The sequence below is a fragment of the Mycobacterium yunnanensis genome (assembly GCF_025823185.1).
GTDB classification, from domain to species: domain Bacteria; phylum Actinomycetota; class Actinomycetes; order Mycobacteriales; family Mycobacteriaceae; genus Mycobacterium; species Mycobacterium yunnanensis.
In genome coordinates, this window is record NZ_JACKVK010000008.1 from 958,628 (window position 1) to 980,291 (window position 21,664).

Below are 21,664 nucleotides of genomic sequence, written 5' to 3' on the forward strand. Positions count from 1 at the left end.
CCCGGCCACACCGACGAACGGACATCGATGACACAGGCTGCACGACGTCAGCTCGGCACCGGCGGACCCGTGGTCGCGCCGATTGGGTTGGGCTTCATGAGTTTTCGCACGGGTGCTGGGCCCGACGACGAGACGGCGGCGACCGCGCTCGTCGACGCGGCGATCGACCTCGGTGTCACGCTGTTCGACACCGCCGACGTCTACGGCCCGGAGTTCAGCGAGATCCTGCTCGGGCGTGCCATCCGCGGGAGGCGGGACGCGCTCGTGATCGCCACCAAGTTCGGCAACACTCTCGACCGCGACACCAATCCGCGAAAGCTGGACGCCAGGCCCGAATACGTTCGGACGGCGATCGAGGGTTCGCTGCGCCGGCTCGGCATCGATCACGTCGACCTGTACTACCTGCACCGCGTCGACCCCGCCGTCCCGATCGAGGACACCGTGGGGGCGCTGGCGGAGCTGGTGGACGAGGGCAAGGTCCGGTATCTCGGGTTGTCCGAACCGGGTCCGCAGACGCTACGTCGAGCCCACGCCGTCCACCCCATCAGCGCCATTCAGAACGAATGGTCGCTGTTCACTAGGGACGTCGAGGACACCGTGCCACTGGCGCGCGAGCTGGGCATCGGCATCGTGCCCTATTCCCCGCTGGGGCGGGGTTGGTTGTCGGGCAGCGTGCGGACGCCTGCCGACGTCAGTGAGACCCACCGGAAGCATCCCCGGTTCGCCGACGACGCGTTCGAGCGGAACCGCACCCTCGCCGACGGTGTGGCCGCCGTGGCCGCCGAGATCGGAGTCCGGCCTAGCCAGGTCGCCTTGGCGTGGGTGCTGTCGCGGGGTGACGACGTGGTGCCGATTCCCGGCACCCGGCATGTGGAGTTCCTTCGCGAGAACGTCGGCGCACTCGAGGTCACCCTGACCGACGAGCAGTCGGGTCGGCTCGACGCGATTGCCGCGCAGGTGGCTGGTCACCGGTCCATCCGACCGGAGAACCTCGGCACGGAGGCGCCGACGGTGAGAGTGTCGTCGGTGTGACCATCATCAGTCGTTACGGCGATCCCGACGCCGCACTGGCCGTCCACAATGAGACGATCGCACTGCAACTCGCCCATCGCTCGGTGCGCAAGTTCACCGCAAGGCCCGTCACCGACGAGCAATTGGCGGCGGTCGTCGCTGCCGCTCAGTCGGCGGCGACCTCGTCCAACCTCCAAGCGTGGAGTGTGATCGCCGTCCGCGACCCGGATCGCAAGGCGCGCTTGGCGGCACTGGCCAACGGCCAGCAGTTCATCAACGAGTCGTCGGTCTTCTTGGTCTGGGTCGTCGACCTGAGCCGGGCCCGGCGGCTCGCGGACCGGGCTGGCACACCGCTGGACGGTACGGACTACCTCGAGACGACGATCATCGGCTTCGTCGACACGGCGCTGGCCGCCCAGAACGCCGTCATCGCCGCCGAGTCGCTCGGGTTGGGCACGGTCTACGTCGGGGCGATGCGCAACCATCCGGAGGAGGTGGCCGCGGAGTTGGCGCTGCCACCACGAGCCGTCGCGGCGTTCGGGCTGGCGATCGGCTCCCCGGATCCGTCGGAGAACGCGGGCATCAAGCCGAGACTGCCTCGCGAGGCGGTTCTTCACCGCGAGCAGTACCGCTCGGAGGTCGCCGACGCGTATTTGCCCGCCTACGACGAGCGGCTGGCCGCCTACAACACGCGGTTCGGCCTCCCCGGCAACTGGAGTGAGCGGGTGGTAACCAGACTTGCCGGCCCGCAATCTCTTTCGGGCCGTCACCGATTGCGCGACCAACTGGCCCGCCTGGGCTTGCCGTCGCGCTGAGCCCCCCTAGAAGAACCCCGAATCCGGCAGTGGTGATCCGTTGACCGCGAGATCGCCGAGCACCCGCGCCTTGTAGACCGTCGGGTTGTGGGAGAACAGTGTTCGGAGGTTGCGCCAGTGCCTGTCGAGGTGAGCCGACGCACGGATAGACGATGCCCCACCCGCGTCGAAGATGCGGGAGGCGGCACGCAGGGCGGGTTCCTCGATCGCCACCTTGACGCGGGCCGCCGCGATCGCGGCATTCGCCTCGAGGCCGCCGTCGATTCCGGTTGCGCGAGCGGCATCCAGTGCGGGTGCGAGTTCGGCCGCCGCAGCGAGGACGAGGGCCGTGGCCGCGTAGGCGACCGCGTCGATCTCGCCGACGATCTCCAGGAGCTGAGGATCGTCGGCAGGTGCCCCGGCGGCGGCAAAGGTGTACGTGCGGTGGCGGTGTCGAACGAGGGCAGCCGCCTCCGTCGTGAGATTGCGGAGAATCCCGGCCGCGACGGCATGCAGGTACAGCTGAACCAGGGCGCCACGAGCCCGGTCGACGCCGGCGCTCGTGCCCAACCGGACGACGTCCCCCGGCGCCACCTCGACGTTCTCGAAGAGCGTGGTGCCGCTGCCGGTGTGGCGCTGCCCGATGCCGTCCCAGTCGTCGGCGTGCACGACGCCTCGGCGGTCAGCGGGGATGAACACGCCGACCGGGGTCCCGCGCTCGTCTTCGGCGGTGACTCGAAGGTAGTCGGAGAACTGGGCGCCGGTGCTGTAGAACTTCCTGCCGTTCAGCCGAAGTCCCGTGGCGTCGGTGAGGAGTTTGGTGTCGTAACTCTGGCCGCCGACAGCGGTGCTGCTCAGCTCGGAGCTGGTACCGCCGATCAAGGATCCGTTGGCGACCAACGATGTCCACCGCTCGCGGTCGGGTCGGGCGGGCACCCGCTGCAACTCCTCGACGACCGAGAAGTGCACCCGCAGGATGTGCGCGAGATCGGGGTCGGCATCGGCCAGCTCGATGATGAGACCGTAGAACTGCGGCACGGAGTATCCGCCGCCGCCACATTCGCGCGCCAACCGCACTGCGCCGAGCCGGTGTTCCCTGACGAGCCGCAGGCCGAGCTCGGGCGGTTCGTGGCCGCCCTCGTTCAGTCGGCGCCGGTAGTCCTTTGCAACGGCGGCCAGCACGTCGGCGAATTCCTCGCCGGTCGTGGTCGATCGTGAACCAATCAGCTCAGTCGTCAACTTCGTCAATCCCTTCCGGACCGTGCCGGCCCCGTGCGTTGGTCGTCGATCCAGGCGTCATAGAACCAGGGCACCGAATTGGCCGCATTCTCGAAGCCCTGTACCCGTGGTGCGACGGCGAAGATCTGCGTGTCCTCCAGAAGCGGTATCGAATAGGCGTTGTCGATGACGTAGTCGTTGTATTGCCGAAGCATTCGTTCACGCTGGACGGGATCGGTGGCGGTGATCTGGGCTCGCAACATCTCGTCGATCCGAGGATCGGACCCCTTCAGTGCGTAGAGGTCTCCGCCCTTGCTGTCGTAGTTCTGCCAGAGGCGCACCGGGTCGGCGGTTGGCCAGCCGTTGCGTCGTAGCCCGACCGATTCCTCGATGCTGGCGGTGGGATAGTTCGCGAAGTCGGTCTGGCGGATGACCAGCCGGATGCCGATCCGTTTCAATTGCCGCTGGATGAGTTCGTACATCGGTTTGGCGGTGTGGTCGTAGACGTCCACGTAGATCTTCACGGACAGTTCCCGACCGTCCTTCACCCGATAGCCGTCGCCATCCAACCGCGTCCAGCCCGACGACTCGAGTTCGCGGACGGCTTGGGCGGGGTCGTACCTGACGGCGTCGCTGCGGTCGGTGTAACCGGGGAAGTTCTTGGTGACGATGTTTTGCGCTGGTTTCCAGTTGTCGGTGTAGAGCGTGTGAAGGATTTCGGTGCGGTCGATCCCGTAGCCAATGGCCCTGCGTACGTTGACGTCCCGCATGAACGGGGCGGTCTGACGGATGTCGAGGGTGTTGGCCAGGCCTGGCGTGCGCAGACCCCGCACGTCGAAGCCCTCCCGTGCAAGCAGGCGCTCGTCAGGGGGCTGGGCGTACCTGATGGCGTCGGCCTGGCCCGCGCGCAATGCCCCGACCCGGACGCCGTCCTCGGTGACCGGGATGACGGTGACGGTGTCGAGGTACGCCTCACCCTGATGGGGAGCGGTGGCCGGGGCCCAGTCATAGCCGCGACGTTTGGCCAGCACGATCTTCTTGTCGGGGACTTCTGATTGAGCGTAGAAGGGACCCGACCCGATCAGGTTGGTGATGACCGACTGCTGTTCCTTGCTGGCGTCGATCGTCGCGTCAGCCACCAAACCAGAGGTGTTCAGTGACAACACGGGGATGAATGCCGCGTAGGGCTCGGTGAGCGTGACCCGCACCGTTCGACGGGCGTCGTCGGCGGTGATCGATGCGACCTTGGGGAAGTAGTTGTTACGGGTGACGCCCTTGGGTTTGTCACCGTCGGCCTCCCACTGCAGGTTGCGCCGCACCGACTCGGCGTCGAGGCGCTGCCCGTTGCTGTAGGTCACGCCGTTGCGAATGGTGAACTCGTACACCCGCTTCGAGGCGTCAACGGACCACTTCTCGGCGATCCACGGGACGAACTGGAAGGTCTTCGGATCCTGGTAGACCAGACGGTCGAGCAGCTGATCCTTGAGCAGGCTGTTTTGCCAATAGCTCACCTGAATCTGAAGGGATGCGGGCGCTTCGGCGTCCAGGTACGTCAGATCCCCACCGCGGGCGCCGGGTGTGGACGGCGCCGGTCGGTCGCTGCCGCAGCCCGCCAGGGAGCAGAGCACCAGCGCAGACGCCATGCTGAGGGTCAACCTCCGGGAGATCCTCATGCCGCGCGTGCCGGAGCGCCGGGTATCGCGGCGATCAGGCGCCTGGTGTATGCCGAGGCCGGGGCGTCGAAGACGTCGGCGATCGGGCCGGTCTCGACCACCTCACCACTCTCGAGCACGCTGACGTCGTCGGCGATCTGGCGCACCAGACTCAGGTCGTGAGAGATGAACAGGTACGTGAGGTCGAGTTCGCGTTGTAGGGTGACGAGCAGATCCACGACCTGCGCCTGCACGGTCACGTCCAGCGCGGACGTCGGCTCGTCGAGTACGAGGATCGGTGGGTGCAGCACCAGTGCTCGCGCGAGTACGACCCGCTGACGTTGACCGCCGGAGATCTCCCGCGGGGTTCGGTCGATCAGATCCGGCGAGAGCCCTACACGCTCCAAGGCTTGCACCACGTCATGGCGACGTCGTGTACGCGACCCAATCCGGTTGATGCGCAATGGTTCTGCGATGGCCTCACCGACGGTGAACCGTGGATCCAGTGCCGCAAGCGGGTTCTGATGCACCATCTGCAGGGTTCGCGCCTGCGCGCGCTGCCGTGTGCCGCCGAGGGGACTGCCAGGACCTCGAAGGGCCCCGTCGACCGAGACCTCGCCGGAGTCGAAGCCCGCGAGACCCGCGAGCACCCGAGCGACGGTCGTCTTGCCTGATCCCGATTCCCCAACCAGGGCATGGATCGAACCCTTGCGGACGTCGAGCGAGACGTCGTGGAGCGCCCGGTGGTCACCATAGCGCTTGCCGAGCCCCCGTACTCGAAGTATCGGATCGTCACTTGCGACCCGTGGTTGCGGGCGGGCGTACTTGTCGGGCGACAGCGCGGGCGCGTCGGCGATGAGCTGACGGGTGTATGAGTCCGCTGGGTTGACCAATACCTCTGCCGTGGAACCCGATTCGCGGACTCGTCCGTCGCGGAGTACCACGACGTGGTCGCTGTGGTGTTCGGCGAGGGCCAGATCATGAGTGATGAAGAGGACGCCAAGTCGGCGTTCGACGCGCAGCTCGTCGAGAAGTTCGAGGATGCGCTGCTGGACCGTCACGTCGAGGGCGGACGTAGGTTCGTCGGCGATGAGCAGCCCGGGATCGCCCGCAATCGCGATCGCGATCAGCACTCGTTGAAGCTGCCCTCCGGAGAGTTGATGGGGGTGATCGCCGGCACGCCGCTGGGGTTCGTGGATGCCGACGCGATCGAGTAGTTCGACGGCGCGCCGATGAGCGTCCCGCCGACTTGCCAGCCCGTGCACGATGAGGACCTCGGCGACTTGATCACCCACTTTCTTGAGCGGGTCGAGGGAGCCGAGCGGGTCCTGGGGCACGAAACCGACCGTGGTACCGCGCAGGTGGCGCCAGTCGCGTTGGGAGAGGTCGGTGACGTCGGCGCCGTCGATGAGAATGCGTCCCGCGGTGACGCGCCCGTTGTCGGGCAACAAGCCTTGGACGGCGCGCGCGATGGTCGACTTGCCGGAACCCGATTGACCAACCACGGCGACGACGTCGCCGCCGGCGACGTCGAAGGAGACGTCGCTGACCACTTCGCCGCGGGATGCGTTCCTGCGGTCCTCGATCCGGTATTCCACCGTCAGGCCGGACACCGACAACAGGGCAGGAGAAGTCACGTCACGCGACCTTTCGACGGATGAGATGTGCGACGCGTGCGAGGCTCGTCACGGTCAAGACGATCGCCAGCGACGGATAGAGGACCAGTCCTGGTGCGGAGTTGATGTAGTTTCGCGCCTCCGAGATCAGCAGTCCCCATTCGGGTTCCGGCGGCTGCGCACCGTATCCGAGGAAGCTCAACGACGCGATGGCGAGGATCGCGGTGCCGAACTGGAGGGCCGCCAGGGACAGCACGGCGGAATAGGAATTGGGCAGGACGTGCCGGAACAACAGCGTCACGTGACTGGCGCCGAGATGTTCACTGGCTTCGACGAAGGGCAGGTGTCGGGTCGCGAGCACCTCGGAACGGGCCAACCTGGCGAAGACCGCGATCGACGACACCCCGACCGCGATCGCCGCGTTCACCGTGCCGAAGCCCAGCGCGACGACGATCGTGATCGACAGCAGGAGTGTGGGAATCGACAGCAGGACGTCGACGAGCCGGCTGATGACGCCGTCGGTCACGCGGCCGAAGTACGCGGCGACGAGGCCGAGGACCGTTCCGACGACGAGACCGATCACCACCGCGATGAAGGATCCGGCGATGGTGGCACCGGTGCCTGCGATGACTCGGCTCAGGAGATCGCGCCCTATGTAGTCGGTGCCGAACGGGTGAGCCGGGCTCGGACCCGCAAGCGGGAGAGCGGGGTCCTCCTGCAGCGGATCATAAGGCGCGATGGCGGTCGGTGCGACGATCATCGCGGCCACCAAGATGAGGAATGCCAGCGGAAGCGCGTCCCAGAGGCGTATGGCGTACCTGCGCCGTTCGGCCCTCGGCGCCCCGGTGGCCAGTGGTTCCGTTACGAGCGTCATGCGGGCACCCCCGCAGTGGTGACGGTCCTGGTGGGATCGATGCGCGGATCGATGAGGGGGTAGAGCACGTCGACGACGAAGTTGATCACCACGAACGTTACCGAGACCGTGATCACGACGGCCTGGATGATGGGGGTGTCCTGGTTGCGGACGGCGGATTCGGTGAGGTAACCGATTCCCGTGCGGTTGAAGATGGTCTCGGTGATCACCGAACCGGCCAGCAGTTCGCCAACGGTGATGGCGATGATCGTGACGGTGGGAATCGACCCGTTCTTCAGCAGATGGCCGAAGATGACGCGGTCGCTGCCGAGCCCCTTGGCGCGCAGCACTTCGACATAGGGTTGGCCTGCCGCGGAGCTCAGTCCCTGAATGAGGATCTGAGCGACGGGTGCGGCCACGGGGAGCGCCAATGGCAGGGCGGCCAGCGTGGTCGACGACAGACCCTCGTCCCTGACCGCCGACACCCAGCCCAGGCTGAATGAGAACAATTGCAGCACAACGAGTCCGGTGACGAAGACGGGGATCGACAGGAAGATGGGCGGAAGCGAACGCGCGAGCTCGCGTGCCGACGGCCAGGGCGCGAACACCGCGATGAGCGCGATGGCGAAACCGAGTACCGCCGCCAGCGCGAAGGCCACCGTCGCCAGCGCCAGGGTCGACGGCAGGGCTTCGGAGAGCAGTCGTGACACGGCCTGCCCGCTGTTGAGGGAATAGCCGAGGTCCCCGCTGAGGAGCCGTGTGACGGAGACGCCGAACTGCACGATCGCCGGGTCGCTGAGGTGGTAATAGTTCCGCAGCGCCTGCGCATCGTCGTGGGAGATCGGGTTCTCCGGGTTGGAGATCTGCGTCTCGATCGGATTGCCCGGCAATACGTTGAGCACGAAGAAGACCGCCGTGTAGGCCAACACGATCACGACGACCGACTGGGCAAGACGCCTCAGTGTGAAACTCACCACCCACCGAACGGTAAGGAGATCGCGACGGCGTGCCAACGATTCTCACCGGTAGAAGTTTTAATCTGTGACTTCACTTAAAGTTAAGTGTTGGTGCCCAATGCCTTTCGAGTATCGCTGATTGCAAACCGTGGCAACCCGAGGCCGTCGGCCTAACGTGCCGGAGATGGCTTCTTCATTGTCGGTCGGGGTGGAGGTGACCGGCGACGGCGTAGGTGCAACCGCCGACACCCCCGCCAGCGGCGTTCGTGGGTTGGCCCGCCGCCTCGATTCGGCGGACGTGTCCTACTGGGTGATCGGCGCGGAACGGGCGGAAGTCGACGGGGCATCTGCGAGCAGTCTGGACCCGACGCTGGTGGCCACGACTGCGGCACGTCACAGTGTGCGCCTCGGGCTCGTCGTCGCCGCGGCGCCGCATCGGGACCACCCGTACAACCTGGCCCGGCGCCTGGTCTCGGTGGACCACGCCGCACACGGTCGGGCCGGCTGGCTGGCCCTCGATCGGGACCGGACGATCGCCCAGAACGTCGACGTCGACGCGTGGACCGGTAGCGACCTCGGCGCCGAGCACACCGCCGACGCCATCGCCGCCGTGCGGACGCTGTGGCGGACCTGGCCCCTGCAATCCGTCGTGGGGAACCTCGCATCCGGCGTCTTCGCCGACGCGAGTCAGATCAGACGTGCCGACGTGACTCGCGGTTACTCGATCACCGGGCCCCTGAACGTCCCCGGTTCGGTTCAGGGTGATCTGCCGGTCTGGCAGCAATGGCCGCAGGGTGGTGAAAGCGGAGGCGAGGACGCCGATCTGGTGATCGTCGAGGATGGCGATCGGTTGCCCCGCGACGTCCCGGCCGTCGTGCGCGTTCGCTCGACGAAGCACCTTCCCGCGACCCTCGACCGGATCGCGCACGACACGACCGCGGCAGGGGTGATCCTGCGGCTGGCACCCTCGGATCTCGACCGCGTTCTGGACGAGGTGTTGCCCGCCGCGCGACGACGCGCGGTCGTCGACGACGTACGTGCCGGCACCCTCCGGCAACGGCTTCGACTACGGGTGCCCCGTGAGCCCGATCTGACAGATCACGCGCGGGCCTTCGCCGTCGCGCCCAACCCGGGAGGCCGACTGTGAGCCACGCCCGACACGTCGTGCTCAACGTGAACGTCCTCAACCTCGGCATCCACACCGGGTCGTGGCAGCGAAGCAGCGAGCCGCCAACGGCTTTCGCCGATCCCAACTACTACGTCCGGATGGCAAGACTCGCCGAGCGGGGCGCCCTGGACGCGCTGTTCCTCGCCGACGGCCCAGCGCTGCGGGACCACCCCGCACTGCGGCCGTCGCAGGCGCTGGAACCGAGTGTGATCCTGGCTTCCGTGGCCGCCGAGACCGAGCATCTCGGGGTCATCGGCACGCTGTCGTCGACGTTCAACGATCCCGTGGAGTTGGCCGCGCGCCTACTCAGTCTCGACATCCTCTCCGGCGGCCGCTTCGCATGGAACGTCGTCACCACCTATTCCCCGGCGGCAGGCGGAAACTTCGGTCTCGCCGACTATCCCGACCGGTCGACGCGGTACCGCCGAGCCGCCGAGTTCGTCGACGTGGTCCTTGCATTGTGGCGTGATGCGGGAACCGGCCGCGGCGTCGACCACCGCGGTGAGTTCTTCACCGTCGTCGGCTCACTGGCCCTCGGGCCCTCGCCGCAGGGGCACCCGCTGCTGGTGCAGGCCGGTGGGTCACCCCAGGGGCGCGATCTCGCCGGTCGTGTCGCGGACGCGGTCTTCAGCGCCGAACTCGACTTGGGCGCGGGCATCGAGCACTACCGCTACGTCAAGGATGCGGCGCAAGCGCACGGGCGGGGGCGTGCGGACGTCAAGATCCTGCCCGGTCTGATCACCACCATCGGAAGTAGTCGCGCGGAGGCCGAACGCCGATACGACGAGCAGAACGCCCTCCTGCCGGAGAACCACGATCTCGAGCGGCTCTCCCAGGTGCTGGGCGAGGATCTGGCCGCGCTCCCACTCGACGAGCCGGTACCCGACCGTCTGCTCGGCGACGTGGCCGATCCAGCGAAGTTCGCTGCATCGCTGGGCTTTCGGGAGTCGGTGGTGCGTCTCATCGAAAGCGGTGGGCTGACTCTGCGGCAAGCCGTGCGCGAATTCAGCGGGGCGGGCCATCGGGTCGTCGTCGGGTCGCCGGTCGACGTCGCCGACACCATCGAGCGGTGGTTCCTGGCCGGCGCCGCCGACGGGTTCAACCTGATGCCCGACGTCTTCCCCGATGGTCTGGAGGTCTTCGTCGACGAGGTGGTCCCGATCCTTCGGGCACGCGGTCTGTTCCGCACCCACTATGCGGAATCGACCCTGCGCGAACGCTTCACGGGCACGGCCACGCCCACCGAGCGCCGGGTGCTGGCGGGGACGTGAGGACCGATCACCGCCGCCGCGGGCCCACCACACTGCTCGCCGTACTGGTCGTGGCGATGCTCCTGGCGGGCTGCTCCGGGGACCACCGCACCGCGCGATCGTCGGCGGCGGGCGGGTCGGCGACCCCCACGGCCGGCGGTGCCATCGTCTATCTCAACGAGAAGCTCATCGACGGCTACCAACAGCAGCTCACCGGATCCTGGCACGTCGCCCAGGTGTGGAACCAGGTCGTCGAGCGCCTGTTCTACTACGACGAGCAGGGCCGCTTCCGTCCCGATCTGGCCACCGGGTACACCGCGAACGCCGAGCACACGAAGTTCACGATCGGCATCCGCCGCGGGATCACCTTCTCCAACGGCGAACGGCTCGATGCGGCAGCGGTCGCCGCGAACTTGAACCTGCTCGCGAAGGGAGACAAGAACCGCGGCATCACCCGGTCGGCATACTTCCCGCAGACGTTCGAGGCGGCGGTGCCCGTCGACGATTACGACGTCGAAGTCACGCTGTCCGCACCGTTCGGTGACTTCATCCAGAAGCTCGGCGCGTGGACCACCGTCGGGATCCTCGCACCGGCCACCATCAACGCCAGCCTCGAAGATCAATCCGACCTGTCCAAGGTCTACGGCACCGGGCCGTTCGTGGTCGAGTCCTGGGTGCCCAACAAGGAGGTCGTCCTCACGCGTCGCGAGGACTACGCCTGGCCCAGGGGCGACGCCAAGCATCGAGGTCCGGCCTATCTACAACGGATCACCGTCCAGCAGGTGGCAGAGCCGTCGCTGCGCGTCGGAGCGCTGGAGGCCGGTCAGGCCGACATCATCCACTACGTCCAACCCACCGAAGAGCGGCACCTCGAAGAGGACGGCTTCAACCTCATCGCACCGAGTTTCTTCGGCAGCGTGTGGGGATTGCAATTACGGCTCACCGCACCACATCTCGACGACGTCAGGGTGCGCCAAGCGCTGACCCGCGGGGTCGACCGCCGCGAGATCCTCGACACCAACTACCCCAGCGGGAAGTGGCCCGAGGCCAAGTCGATCTTCAACGACGTCGTACCGGGGACGCTCGACCTGCGCAGCCATTTCGACTACGACCCGGCCCTGGCCAACCGCTTGCTCGACGACGCGGGCTGGACCAATCGCGACGACGAGGGCTATCGGACGAAGGACGGCCAACGACTCAGCGTCGAGGTATACCCCTCGGTGTTCATCACCACCTCGAAGGCGGACCTGCAGCTGATCGCCCAGCAGTGGCGGCGCATCGGAGTGAAGCTCGACATCAAGGCGATCGACTTCACCAACTACAACGCCGTCACCGCCCAACCCGACGTCTCGATGTTCGAGAACCACTGGTTGGCCGGGAGCCAGTCCGAGGCGTGGCGGTGGTGGCACAGCTCGCAGGGCAATCAATTCAAGAAGCCGGGTGCCGAACTGGACGGTCTCCTCACCGACCTGGTCCAGGCCACCTCCGACCAAGGCCGGATCGCCGCATCCGGCCGTGTCCAGGAGTACGTCATCGACAACGCCTACTACATCCCGATTCACGAGTTCCGCGAGACCTGGGGTGCGCGCCAAGGGCTCGAGGGCCTGCAGGTCGACGGCCTCGGGCTCATCGACTTCTACGACGCGTGGCTGAAGTCGTGACGGCGCAACTGGACCGCGACGCCCTCCGCGAGCGCCTCGGGACGTTGCCCGCCGCACTCGGCGTCGGGTACGTCGCCGCGCGGATCGGCCAGGCGGCGATCGCCGTCGTCGGCGTCTACGTCGTGGTCTTCGTGATCGTGACCGCGCTACCGGGCGACCCAGTCTCCGCGCACCTGCGAAACCCCGAATTCGCCTACACCGAGGCCGAAATCCAGGAGCTGCTGGCCTATTACCGATTGGATCGCCCGATACTGGAACAGCTGGGCGTGTCGCTGGGCCGGTTCCTCCACGGTGACCTTGGACTGTCCATCAGTTCGAACCGGCCGGTCTCGGCGGTGCTCTGGGATGGCATTCCGTCCACCCTGGAACTCGCCGGCGCGGGATTCCTCCTCGCAGTCGTCATCGCCTTCCTCATCGCGCTCGGTGCGATCGCCCTCCCGCGCAATGCCGGTGGCGCCGTATTCCGGTCGTTCCCCTCGCTCTTTCTCTCCTTGCCCAACTTCCTCATCGGACTGGTGATCATCCAGGTGTTCGCCTTCCAGTTCGGCACCTTCGCGATCAGCGACTTCCGCAGCGTCAACGCCCTGATCTATCCGGCGGCCACCCTGGCGATCCCCGTCTCCGCGCCGATCGCGCAGGTGTTGATCACCGCGCTGGACGGAGCGCGGGCCGAGCAATACGCGACCGTCGCGCTTTCGAAGGGCATCAGCAGGTGGCAGTTGTTCGGTAGGCATCTCCTGCCCAATGCCGCCTTGCCCGCGCTCACGATGGCAGCCATCACGATCGGCGAGTTGCTGGGTGGGTCCATCATCACCGAGTCGATCTTCGGGCGCACGGGTGTGGGAACCGTCGTCGAACAGGCCGCGATCGACCAGGACGTACCGGTGCTCCAGGCCGCCGTCACGCTGGCCGCGCTGTTGTTCCTGCTGATCAACCTGATCGTCGACCTGGTCTATCCCGTTCTCGACCCGAGGCTGCGGAGAACGGCGGGAGGTCGATCGTGGTAGCGCTGTCGACGTTTCCGTCGGTCGTGCGGTCGCGGGTCGGCCGGCGCAGTCGCGGCGACGTCTACACCGTCCTCGCGGTGGCCGTCCTCCTCGTCATCACCGCCTGGGTCATCGCACCGGACCTGTTCACCGATGCCGATCCGCTGATGGGCACCCCACGCAACAACTTTCAGCCCCCGTCGGCCCAACATCTCTTCGGCACCGACCAACTAGGCCGCGACATCCTCGCCAGGGTCATCCACGGTGCCCGCCCCGCCGTCCTGACTGCGCTGCTGTCGGTGGTCATCGGACTGGTCGCCGGTAGCCTCATCGGACTGGTCGCCGGTTTCTTCGGCAGAACGTCCGACGCGGTGCTCGGCCGCCTGATCGACATCTTGCTGGCGGTTCCGCCGTTCTTGCTCGCCGTGATCGTCGTCGTCTCGCTGGGCTTCGCCTCGGTCAATGCCGCCGTCGCCGTAGGTGTCTCGTCGGTCGCCGTGTTCGCTCGCCTCATCAGATCCGAAGTGTTGCGGGTAAAGAATCTGCCCTTCATCGAATCGTCCTACCTGATCGGCGGCAGTCGCTCGACGGTGCTCTTCGAGCACGTGCTGCCCAACACCTATCGCTCGGTGCTGGCCCTGTCGGCCCTGCAGTTCGGGCTTGCAATCATCACCATCTCGGCACTGGCGTTCCTCGGGTACGGCAACCCGCCGCCCAGCCCGGATTGGGGCCTGCTCATCGCCGACGGCAAGGACTTCCTCTACCGATATCCGTGGCTGGTGTACGCACCAGGCAGCGTGATGGTGGTGACGGTCCTCGCGCTCAACCAGTTCAGCCGATCGATCAGCAAGGGGGCGTCATGACGATATCCACGGTCAACACGGGACTGCAGAAGCCCAACTCCGCGGTAGCCGCGAACCCGGTGCTCGGGGTGCGTGGGCTGACCGTCGCGTACGGCGGCGACCTGAACCGGCCAACGGTAGGCGACGTCTCCTTCGACGTGCACGCCGGCCAGACCGTGGCCATCGTCGGCGAATCGGGGTCGGGGAAGTCGACGATCGTCAACGCCGTCCTCAAACTCCTCGGCGGCCGAGTCGCGGTGGCTGGCTCCATTCGATTCGACGGTCGCGACATTCGCGGCGTACCGGAGCGCGACTTCCGGGGGCTGCGCGGACGCCACATCGGCTACGTTCCCCAGGATCCGACGGCGTCGTTGAATCCGGTGCGCCGCATCGACTCCCAGGTCTTCGAGGCCTTCCGTGCCTCCCGACTCCCCGAATACGGTGAACACCGGCGGCACGCGCAGCAGGCGGCGGAGCTGTTCGACTCGGTCGGCATCGCCGATCCGAGGAGGGCGCTGAGGTCCTATCCCCATCAGCTGTCGGGCGGCCAACTCCAACGGGTCCTCATCGGCATCGCGATCGCCCAGCATCCGAAGCTCATCGTCGCCGACGAGCCCACCTCGGCGCTCGACGTCACCATTCAGAAGACGATCCTCGACCTGATCGACCGGCTCAAGGCGGAGAACGGGTCGTCCGTACTCCTCGTCACGCACGACCTCTCCCTGGCAGCGGAGAGGTCCGACACCGTCGTCGTCCTCGACGGCGGGCGGGTTCACGAGCAGGGCCCGTCGGCCGTGGTGCTGCATCACCCGCGTTCGCCGTATGCCCAGAGGCTGATCGCCGACGTTCCGAGCCTGAACCTCGACCGGTTCACCGAGGGGCGTAGCCGTCGCGCCCAACCGCCGGCGGACGAGCCGGCCGCCCTGCAGGTGTCGAACGTGCACAAGACGTTTGGACGCGGCGGCGAACGCACTGTTGCGCTCGAGGACGTGTCGTTCGACGTTCCAACCGCACGGACTCATGCATTGGTCGGCGAATCGGGGTCGGGAAAGTCGACGATGGCCAAGATCGTGCTGCGGCTGCTCGAGCCGGATGCGGGCCAGGTGAGCGTCGCCGGCCAAGACGTGTCACACCTCGGCCCCAGGGCGTTGCGCGAGGTGCACCGCAATCTCCAACTCGTCTACCAGAATCCCTTCACGTCGCTGGACCCGACGTACACCGTCGGTCGACTGGTCGACGAACCGCTGCGGCGCTACCACCTCGGTTCGAGGAGCCACCGCGCCGAGCGGGTGATCGAGGTGCTGGCCTTGGTGGGGCTCGACGAGAGCTACGTGCGGCGACGGACCCGCGAATTGTCGGGCGGCCAGCGGCAGCGCGTGGCGATCGCTCGGGCGCTCAGTCTGAACCCCAAGGTCCTGGTGCTCGACGAGCCCACGTCGGCGTTGGACGTCACGGTGCAGGCGCAAATCCTCGAGGTGTTGGTGGCGCTGCAAGCCAGGCTGGGACTGAGCTATCTGTTCATCTCCCACGACCTGAGCGTGGTGCGCCAGGTGGCCGACACCGTCACCGTTCTGCGACGCGGCGAGGTTGAGGAGCACGGCCCCGTGGAGCAGGTGTTCACAAGCCCGACGAGCGCGTACACCAAGACCCTGCTGGAATCGATCCCGAAGGCCCTCTAGGGGGCCGCTTCGAACCCTTCCGCGATCCGTGACCACCGACGACGATGGTGGCGCACGAAGCTAGGCGTCAACACGAGGACGGAGCAGTCGTCTTGGTCGAGCGAATCGTCGAGCACGCGGTCGGAATCGGCCACGGGTCGATCACCGACGCAATTGGCAGCACGCCCCTGGTTCGGCTCAACGCCGCCGCCCGCGGTCTTCGCGCAGCCATCTTCCTGAAGCTCGAATACCTCAATCCGGGCGGAAGCATCAAGGACCGGGCTGCACGGGCGATGGTGTTGGGGGCCGAAGCCGACGGGCTTCTGCGCCCGGGCGGGACCATCGTGGAGGGCACATCGGGCAACACCGGGATTGGTCTGGCTCTGATCGGCGCCGCGCGCGGGTACCGAGTGGTCACGGTGCTTCCCGACAAGACCAGCGCCGACAAGCTGGACTTCCTGCGAGCACTAAACGCCGAGGTGGTGGTCACCGCGTCCAACCGGCCGGTTGGGCACCCCGAGCACGTCCGCACCTTGGCGCGGCGCATCGCGACCGAGATTCCCGGCGGATGGCTGGCCGACCAGTACGACAATCCGGCGAATCCGCGGGCCCACTTCGACACCACCGGACCCGAACTGTGGAATCAGACCCAGGGATCGATCACCCATCTGGTGGCGGGCGTCGGCACCGGGGGGACGATCACGGGAACCGGTGAGTACCTGAAGGCGGCATCTGCCGGCCGGGTGCGAATAGTGGCTGCGGACCCGGCGTCCTCGCGCTACTCCGGTGGCGACGGACGGGCGTACTACGTCGAATCGGTCGGCCACTACCTGCACCCCGAGACCGACGAGGACGTGTGGCCGATGTCCTACCACCCCGAGGTGGTCGACGAGTTCATCGCAGTCCAGGACCGCGAGGCACTCGACACCGCGCGGCTGGTGGCGGCCGGGGACGGCATCTTCATGGGAGGCTCCGGAGGCTTGGCCGTGGCAGCGGCGCTGCAGTTGGCCCAACGCGTATCGCCCGAGTCGGTCATCGCCGTGATCGTTCCCGACTCCGGCCGCAACTATCTGACCAAGTACTACGACGAATCATGGCTCGCACGATGGGGATTCGACGCGAAGTCGTCGTCGGACGACGTGCGCACCGGTTCCGGCAAGTACGTCGGCGTGCCCGTCGAGGCGACGATCGCCGACGCGCGAGCCGTCGCCGAGGGTCTGCCCGCGGTGCCGGTCCACATTCGGCGCAGCGGTTCCACCGTGGTGGCCGCCGAGATCGTCGGGTCCGTGGACCTCGAGGCCACCGGCTCGCAGGATTCCCATGCCCCGGTCCGCGACCATCTGGGTCCGGTCCCCGCACTGGCCGGTATCGGTGAGCCGGTCGCCGCCATCCGCGAGCGCGCCGCGAATGCGGGATCGCGGATCGTCGTGTTGGTCCGCGACGGGTTGGCGGTGACGACGATAGCCACGAACGGCCCGTTCCCGTCCGACCCGTTGCCTCGAACGTGACCAGCTGAAGCGCCCGAACGAACCCGAACGCGCTGCGGCCCGAATGGGTTCCACGGGTACGCAGGGCAGGGTTCGCAGCCGTCATGTCCGCCCCATTGGCGGCGTCTCCGTAGGATGGCTCGATGGCACGCCCGCCCGAATTCGATCGTGAACAGGCGTTGACCCGCGCCTTGCATCTGTTCTGGGAGAGGGGCTACGACCGCACCACCGTCCGCGACCTCACCGAGGCGATGGGCATCTCCGCGCCAAGTCTCTACAACACGTTTGGCGGCAAGCGGCAACTCTTCGACGAAGCGGTCGCCACCTACACCGGGTCGCCGACGCGGGTCGTGCCGCCCGCGCTCGAGGAACGAACCGCCCGCACGGTCTTCGCGAAGATCCTCGACATCGCCATTCGTGAATACGGCAGCTCTACGCAGCCGCGGGGATGCTTCGTCATCTCCGACCCCGTACTGGTCGACGAGCGTCAGCTGGGTCGCGACGCGATACGGGGCCGGCTGCGGAGGGCCTACGACGACGGCGATCTGCCAGAGGGAGCCAGCGTCGACGCACTGACGGACTACATCGACGTCATCCTGCGGGGGTTGTCCTCGCTCGCCCGCGACGGGGCTGATCCCGCGGCGCTGCGGGCCGCCGCGGATGTCGCGCTTGGTGCGTGGCCACGGTCTGTCCGCGGCTGACCTGACTAGGTCGACTACTGCGGGGACCGAGGTCGTCAGTCGACTCCTTCGGGTTCGCGCCCCAGCAAGGACGGAGACCGTCGGGATATGGTTTTATCGTACTTGTTACAAAACACGTGCCGAGCTGGAGCCGCATGAGCGGTCTCCCTTCCCGACCCTCGAAGGACGATCGTGACCAAGCCGCTCGAAGGACGTATCGCACTGGTCACCGGTGGATCCCGGGGAATCGGTGCGGCGATCACCGAACGCCTCGCCGCCGACGGTGCCACCGTGGCGTTCAGCTACGCCCGTGCTTCGGGGGCGGCCGCCGAACTGGTCGAAGCGTTGCGGGCGCGAGGTTCTCGAGTTCAGGCCTTTCAGGCCGACCAGGCGGATCCCATCTCCTGTGCCCGCTTGGTTGACGAGGTCGTCGCGACGTTCGGTCCTCTCGACGTCCTCGTCAACAGTGCCGGCATCTACAAGACCGGGACCATCGACGATCCCGAGCGTGACGACGCCGTCTTCGCCGAACAACTGCACACCAACGTCGTCGGAGTCGTCGCCACGACCCGCGCCGCGGTGCTCAACCTCAACGACGGCGGCCGCATCGTCTCGGTCGGGACTACCGGCGCGGCGCAGGCACCGTTCCCGGGCATCGGCGACTACGTGGCCACGAAGGCGGCGCTCGCCGCGTACACCCGGGCGTGGTCACGCGACCTCGGTCACCGAGGCATCACCGTCAACATCGTCCAACCCGGCGCGGTGGACACGGACATGAATCCCGCCGACGGACCCAACGGCGAACTGCAGAAGTCGCTGAACTCGTTGCACCGGTTCGCCAATCCGAGTGAGGTCGCAGCCCTGGTCGCCTTCCTCGCGGGGCCGGAGGCCGGGTTCATCACCGGCACCACGGTCAACATCGACGGCGGCCTCAGCGCGTGAGCGGCGTGGTCCGGATCCATCGTCAGGGTGGCCCCGAGGTGCTGGAGTACGGCGAGGAGACGTTGCCGTCGCCGGGTGCGGGTGACGTCCTCCTCGTCCATGACCACATCGGCGTGAACTTCGTCGACACCATGTTCCGGGACGGCACCTTTCCCCTGCGTGACTTCCCGGTCGTGTTGGGACTTGAAGCCGCAGGCAGCATTTCGTCAGTCGGGGTCGGCGTCGACGGTTGGCGGGTCGGTGATCGGGTGGCCTATTGGACGACCCTTGGCGCCTACGCCGAGCAACGTCTCATCGCCGCCGACCAACTGGTCGCGATTCCCGACGACGTCACGACGGAGGCGGCGACGGCGGTGCTGACCAAGGGACTCCTGTCGTGGGCCCTCACACGGCTCGTCGTCACCGTCGAACCAGGTGACACCGTCGTGGTCGGGCCTGCCGCCGGCGGGGTGGGCACCATCCTGTCCCGGTGGCTGAAGGCCATGGGCGCCAACGTGATCGCCACCGTGGGATCCCTGGACAAGCGCGCACGGGTGCGGGATGCCGGCATCGACACCGTCCTGGTGTCACCGACCCCGGGCGACGCCGCCGACGCCATCGTCGACCTCGTCGGACCTCGCGGCGTCGACGTGCTGTTCGACGGCGTGGGAGGCGCCGGTTTCGCACGCTTGTGGCCTCTCGTCACACGAGGCGGTACTGCCGTCCTCTTCGGTGGCGCCGCCGGCTATCCCGACGTCGACGTCGAGTCGATGACTGCGACGGGCGTGCGATTCGTTCGCCCCAGCACCGGCGAGTACGTCAACACGCCCGCGCTGATCGAGCAGGGCTCCGCAGCGGTCTTCGACGCGCTGCGTCACGGCGTATTCGGCGACATCACGGCGACGGTCCATCCGCTCCGCGAGGTGGCGCGGGCGCATGTTGATCTGAGCAGCCGCAGGACGACGGGCAGCGTCCTCCTGACCCCGTGACCTCTGGCCCTTCCGCGGGGGCCGCAGTCAAGCTGTGAGCGTGCCCATGGTCATTGCCGAAAGCATCGTCGAGGCCTCCGCCAATCGGGGGACATGGGTTTCATCCCGTCCTGCGGACGATCATCGGACAGACGTCGTCGACCCGTCGGGGCACAGTAGTGACATCACCCGGCACCAGCCGCGGACACCACGAAAGACCAATGTAGACAGGGGATCTGCCATGACCACCACCACCCGGATGCGCCGCGTCGCCGGCGGAGCCGTCCTGGCCGCCGCGTCCGCTCTGATCGCGCTTGGCGCCCCCGCCATCAGCCACGCCGACGCCACCGCCGGCCCCGGCATGGGATGCGAAACCATCCACTGGGGCTTCCTCGGAAACGACCGCCGTCAGATCTGCGACGGCCCCAAGCAGTCCGACGGCACCTGGCAGCGCACCCGCACCATCTACACCCCGGCATCCAACCCGCCACTGACCTGCAACACCTACACCTACTCGTGGGGCAGCAGCACCACCACCTGCCGAGGTGGATCCCCGCTCCCGCAGGTCACCCAGGCCCAGGACACCTACCCGGTGGCACCCGACACCGTGCTGCCCGACGAACCCGGCTGGCTGCCTCCCTTCACCAACAACATCCTCTAGTGGCGACGAGGCCGGTCGGCGGTGCCGACCGGCCTCGCAGCAGCCTGTCGGTGAGTCGCACGCCGCGGGGAAGGGCGCCCAGCCGTCAAGAGACGCCACCCTTGTGTGTTTCCATTGCAATACGTACAGTACGACTGAACACCTATTAGTGACCCTGTTCACAACCTGAGTGCGACGTCGAATGTCGTCACAGTGGAGGCCAGCCGAACATGTCAGCTGTACATCTGCGGTCCGATCGCGCCGACGAGAAGTCGAACGACGCGTCCGCCACCCGGGTCTCGGTGTCGAAGGGGCTGATCACCGTTGGTGCGGCGACCGCTCTCCTCTTCCTCATCGGCGGCATCGTCGAGCCAGCGAGCGTCTCGTTCACGTCGCTGTCGGGCATGCTTCCGGTGGCCGCGGTCCTGGCGATAGCCGGACTCGGACAAATGCTCGTCGTCCAGCAGGGTGGCATCGATCTGTCGGTGGCAGGTGGCATCTCGCTCGCCGTCGTGATGGTCACCCACATACCCAATGGGAACGACTCACTGCTGGTTCCCGCCATCGCACTCGCCCTGATGTTCGCCGTCGTCGCAGGTCTGCTCAGCGGGGTGTTGATCGCCACCTTGGGCCTCAACCCGATCATCGCGACGCTCGGCACCAACGCCGTGCTCTACGGGGTCAATCTCGCCATCTCCAGCGGACGTCCGCGGACCACGACCAACGCGCTAGCGAGCATCGGGGGTGGGTCGACGTTTGGCGTCCCGAACGCGGTGTTCATCGCCGTCGCCGCATTGGTGGTGGTGGCCGTGCTGGTCAAGCGCACCGTGCCCGGGCGCCGCTTCGAGGCGATCGGCGCGAATCGACGGATGGCGCGTGCGGCCGGCCTCCGGATCCGTCTGCACCAGTCCCTGGCCTACGTGTGGGCGCAGCTGTTGTACTGCGTCGCAGGCATTCTCATCGCCGGCATCACCTCGATGCCCTCGGCTTATGCCGGCGACAGTTACCTGCTCCCGTCCATCGCGGCCGTCGTCCTCGGCGGCACGTCGCTACTCGGTGGCCGGGGTTTCGCGCTGCCGACGGTCATCGCGGCCGTCTTCCTCCAGCAGCTCATCCAGTTCGTCAGCGTGCTCGGTGTGTCTCCGGCCATCTCCCCGCTGGTGCAGGCAGCCGCGCTGGCAGTGGGCATCTCGCTGTACACGCTCGACTGGAAGGCGATTCTCGCCTCGTTCACCACGCGGGCCAAGCCCACGGCGATGCCGGCGTGATCGCCGTCGACGTCCAGACCACCAGGAAGGCAGAG

General features: G+C 67.2%; 19 protein-coding genes. 14 read left to right on the forward strand and 5 right to left on the reverse strand.

The window, feature by feature from the left end; translation table 11 throughout:
- The first annotated feature begins 27 nt into the window (after positions 1 to 27).
- The gene (locus tag H7K45_RS14615; protein WP_263996508.1) at positions 28 to 1,032 is read left to right on the forward strand and encodes an aldo/keto reductase; all 1,005 of its coding nucleotides are present in this window, start codon (positions 28 to 30) and stop codon (positions 1,030 to 1,032) included.
- Entirely contained in the window at positions 1,029 to 1,826 is a 798-nt protein-coding gene (locus H7K45_RS14620) for an NADPH-dependent oxidoreductase (protein WP_263996509.1), read from the forward strand. Before H7K45_RS14615 ends, H7K45_RS14620 begins: the two co-directional genes overlap by 4 nt.
- 6 nt (positions 1,827 to 1,832) lie before the next feature.
- On the opposite strand, the gene H7K45_RS14625 is transcribed toward H7K45_RS14620, so the two are convergent.
- Genes H7K45_RS14625 through H7K45_RS14645 form a run of 5 tightly spaced genes read right to left on the reverse strand, consistent with a single transcriptional unit; the run spans position 1,833 to position 8,118 of the window.
- Complete coding sequence (locus H7K45_RS14625; protein WP_263996510.1) at positions 1,833 to 3,044, reverse strand: acyl-CoA dehydrogenase family protein; 1,212 nt, start codon at positions 3,042 to 3,044, stop codon at positions 1,833 to 1,835.
- Between the two features lie 5 nt (positions 3,045 to 3,049).
- Positions 3,050 to 4,666, reverse strand: a complete 1,617-nt coding sequence (locus H7K45_RS14630; RefSeq protein WP_263996511.1) for an ABC transporter substrate-binding protein — start codon at positions 4,664 to 4,666, stop codon at positions 3,050 to 3,052.
- Positions 4,667 to 4,692: 26 nt separating this feature from the next.
- Positions 4,693 to 6,312 (reverse strand): dipeptide ABC transporter ATP-binding protein, encoded by a 1,620-nt coding sequence (locus tag H7K45_RS14635; RefSeq protein WP_263996512.1) that lies wholly within the window; start codon positions 6,310 to 6,312, stop codon positions 4,693 to 4,695.
- 1 nt (position 6,313) lies between these two features.
- Positions 6,314 to 7,165 (reverse strand): ABC transporter permease, encoded by an 852-nt coding sequence (locus H7K45_RS14640; RefSeq protein WP_263996513.1) that lies wholly within the window; start codon positions 7,163 to 7,165, stop codon positions 6,314 to 6,316.
- Positions 7,162 to 8,118, reverse strand: a complete 957-nt coding sequence (locus tag H7K45_RS14645; RefSeq protein ID WP_263996514.1) for an ABC transporter permease — start codon at positions 8,116 to 8,118, stop codon at positions 7,162 to 7,164. The genes H7K45_RS14640 and H7K45_RS14645 overlap by 4 nt, the downstream gene beginning before the upstream one ends.
- Positions 8,119 to 8,284: 166 nt before the next feature.
- Here H7K45_RS14645 and H7K45_RS14650 point away from each other — a divergent pair, with 166 nt between their 5' ends.
- From H7K45_RS14650 to H7K45_RS14705, 12 genes are all read left to right on the forward strand, one after another.
- The gene (locus H7K45_RS14650; RefSeq protein ID WP_263996515.1) at positions 8,285 to 9,247 is read left to right on the forward strand and encodes an LLM class oxidoreductase; all 963 of its coding nucleotides are present in this window, start codon (positions 8,285 to 8,287) and stop codon (positions 9,245 to 9,247) included.
- Positions 9,244 to 10,539 carry an NtaA/DmoA family FMN-dependent monooxygenase gene (locus tag H7K45_RS14655; RefSeq protein WP_263996516.1) on the forward strand — a complete coding sequence of 432 codons (1,296 nt, stop codon included), beginning with the start codon at positions 9,244 to 9,246 and terminating at the stop codon, positions 10,537 to 10,539. Before H7K45_RS14650 ends, H7K45_RS14655 begins: the two co-directional genes overlap by 4 nt.
- Positions 10,536 to 12,179: an ABC transporter substrate-binding protein gene (locus H7K45_RS14660; protein ID WP_263996517.1), complete on the forward strand. Its 1,644-nt coding sequence runs from the start codon at positions 10,536 to 10,538 to the stop codon at positions 12,177 to 12,179. Before H7K45_RS14655 ends, H7K45_RS14660 begins: the two co-directional genes overlap by 4 nt.
- Complete coding sequence (locus tag H7K45_RS14665; RefSeq protein WP_263996518.1) at positions 12,176 to 13,186, forward strand: ABC transporter permease; 1,011 nt, start codon at positions 12,176 to 12,178, stop codon at positions 13,184 to 13,186. Before H7K45_RS14660 ends, H7K45_RS14665 begins: the two co-directional genes overlap by 4 nt.
- Complete coding sequence (locus H7K45_RS14670) at positions 13,180 to 14,028, forward strand: ABC transporter permease (RefSeq protein ID WP_263996519.1); 849 nt, start codon at positions 13,180 to 13,182, stop codon at positions 14,026 to 14,028. The genes H7K45_RS14665 and H7K45_RS14670 overlap by 7 nt, the downstream gene beginning before the upstream one ends.
- A complete protein-coding gene (locus H7K45_RS14675; RefSeq protein WP_263996520.1) occupies positions 14,025 to 15,686 on the forward strand; it encodes a dipeptide ABC transporter ATP-binding protein in 1,662 nt (553 codons plus the stop codon). Before H7K45_RS14670 ends, H7K45_RS14675 begins: the two co-directional genes overlap by 4 nt.
- A gap of 92 nt (positions 15,687 to 15,778) precedes the next feature.
- The gene (locus H7K45_RS14680) at positions 15,779 to 17,173 is read left to right on the forward strand and encodes a PLP-dependent cysteine synthase family protein (protein ID WP_263996521.1); all 1,395 of its coding nucleotides are present in this window, start codon (positions 15,779 to 15,781) and stop codon (positions 17,171 to 17,173) included.
- 122 nt (positions 17,174 to 17,295) lie between these two features.
- The gene (locus H7K45_RS14685) at positions 17,296 to 17,853 is read left to right on the forward strand and encodes a TetR/AcrR family transcriptional regulator (RefSeq protein ID WP_263996522.1); all 558 of its coding nucleotides are present in this window, start codon (positions 17,296 to 17,298) and stop codon (positions 17,851 to 17,853) included.
- A gap of 171 nt (positions 17,854 to 18,024) precedes the next feature.
- Positions 18,025 to 18,774, forward strand: a complete 750-nt coding sequence (locus H7K45_RS14690; RefSeq protein ID WP_263996523.1) for an SDR family NAD(P)-dependent oxidoreductase — start codon at positions 18,025 to 18,027, stop codon at positions 18,772 to 18,774.
- On the forward strand, positions 18,771 to 19,742 hold the full coding sequence (locus H7K45_RS14695; protein WP_263996524.1) for a zinc-binding dehydrogenase: 972 nt from the start codon (positions 18,771 to 18,773) through the stop codon (positions 19,740 to 19,742). The genes H7K45_RS14690 and H7K45_RS14695 overlap by 4 nt, the downstream gene beginning before the upstream one ends.
- 220 nt (positions 19,743 to 19,962) lie before the next feature.
- Positions 19,963 to 20,382 (forward strand): CDGP domain-containing protein, encoded by a 420-nt coding sequence (locus H7K45_RS14700; RefSeq protein WP_263996525.1) that lies wholly within the window; start codon positions 19,963 to 19,965, stop codon positions 20,380 to 20,382.
- A 209-nt stretch (positions 20,383 to 20,591) separates the two neighbouring features.
- Positions 20,592 to 21,629, forward strand: a complete 1,038-nt coding sequence (locus tag H7K45_RS14705) for an ABC transporter permease (RefSeq protein WP_263996526.1) — start codon at positions 20,592 to 20,594, stop codon at positions 21,627 to 21,629.
- Positions 21,630 to 21,664 lie beyond the last annotated feature (35 nt).

Bases quoted from the DNA above. Each gene is read 5' to 3' on its own strand.
- H7K45_RS14615 (WP_263996508.1), top strand. From the start codon at position 28: ATGACACAGGCTGCACGACGTCAGCTCGGCACCGGCGGACCCGTGGTC.
- H7K45_RS14630 (WP_263996511.1), bottom strand. From the start codon at position 4,666: ATGGCGTCTGCGCTGGTGCTCTGCTCCCTGGCGGGCTGCGGCAGCGAC.
- H7K45_RS14640 (WP_263996513.1), bottom strand. From the start codon at position 7,165: ATGACGCTCGTAACGGAACCACTGGCCACCGGGGCGCCGAGGGCCGAA.
- H7K45_RS14650 (WP_263996515.1), top strand. From the start codon at position 8,285: ATGGCTTCTTCATTGTCGGTCGGGGTGGAGGTGACCGGCGACGGCGTA.
- H7K45_RS14675 (WP_263996520.1), top strand. From the start codon at position 14,025: ATGACGATATCCACGGTCAACACGGGACTGCAGAAGCCCAACTCCGCG.
- H7K45_RS14685 (WP_263996522.1), top strand. From the start codon at position 17,296: ATGGCACGCCCGCCCGAATTCGATCGTGAACAGGCGTTGACCCGCGCC.
- H7K45_RS14700 (WP_263996525.1), top strand. From the start codon at position 19,963: ATGACCACCACCACCCGGATGCGCCGCGTCGCCGGCGGAGCCGTCCTG.
- H7K45_RS14705 (WP_263996526.1), top strand. From the start codon at position 20,592: ATGTCAGCTGTACATCTGCGGTCCGATCGCGCCGACGAGAAGTCGAAC.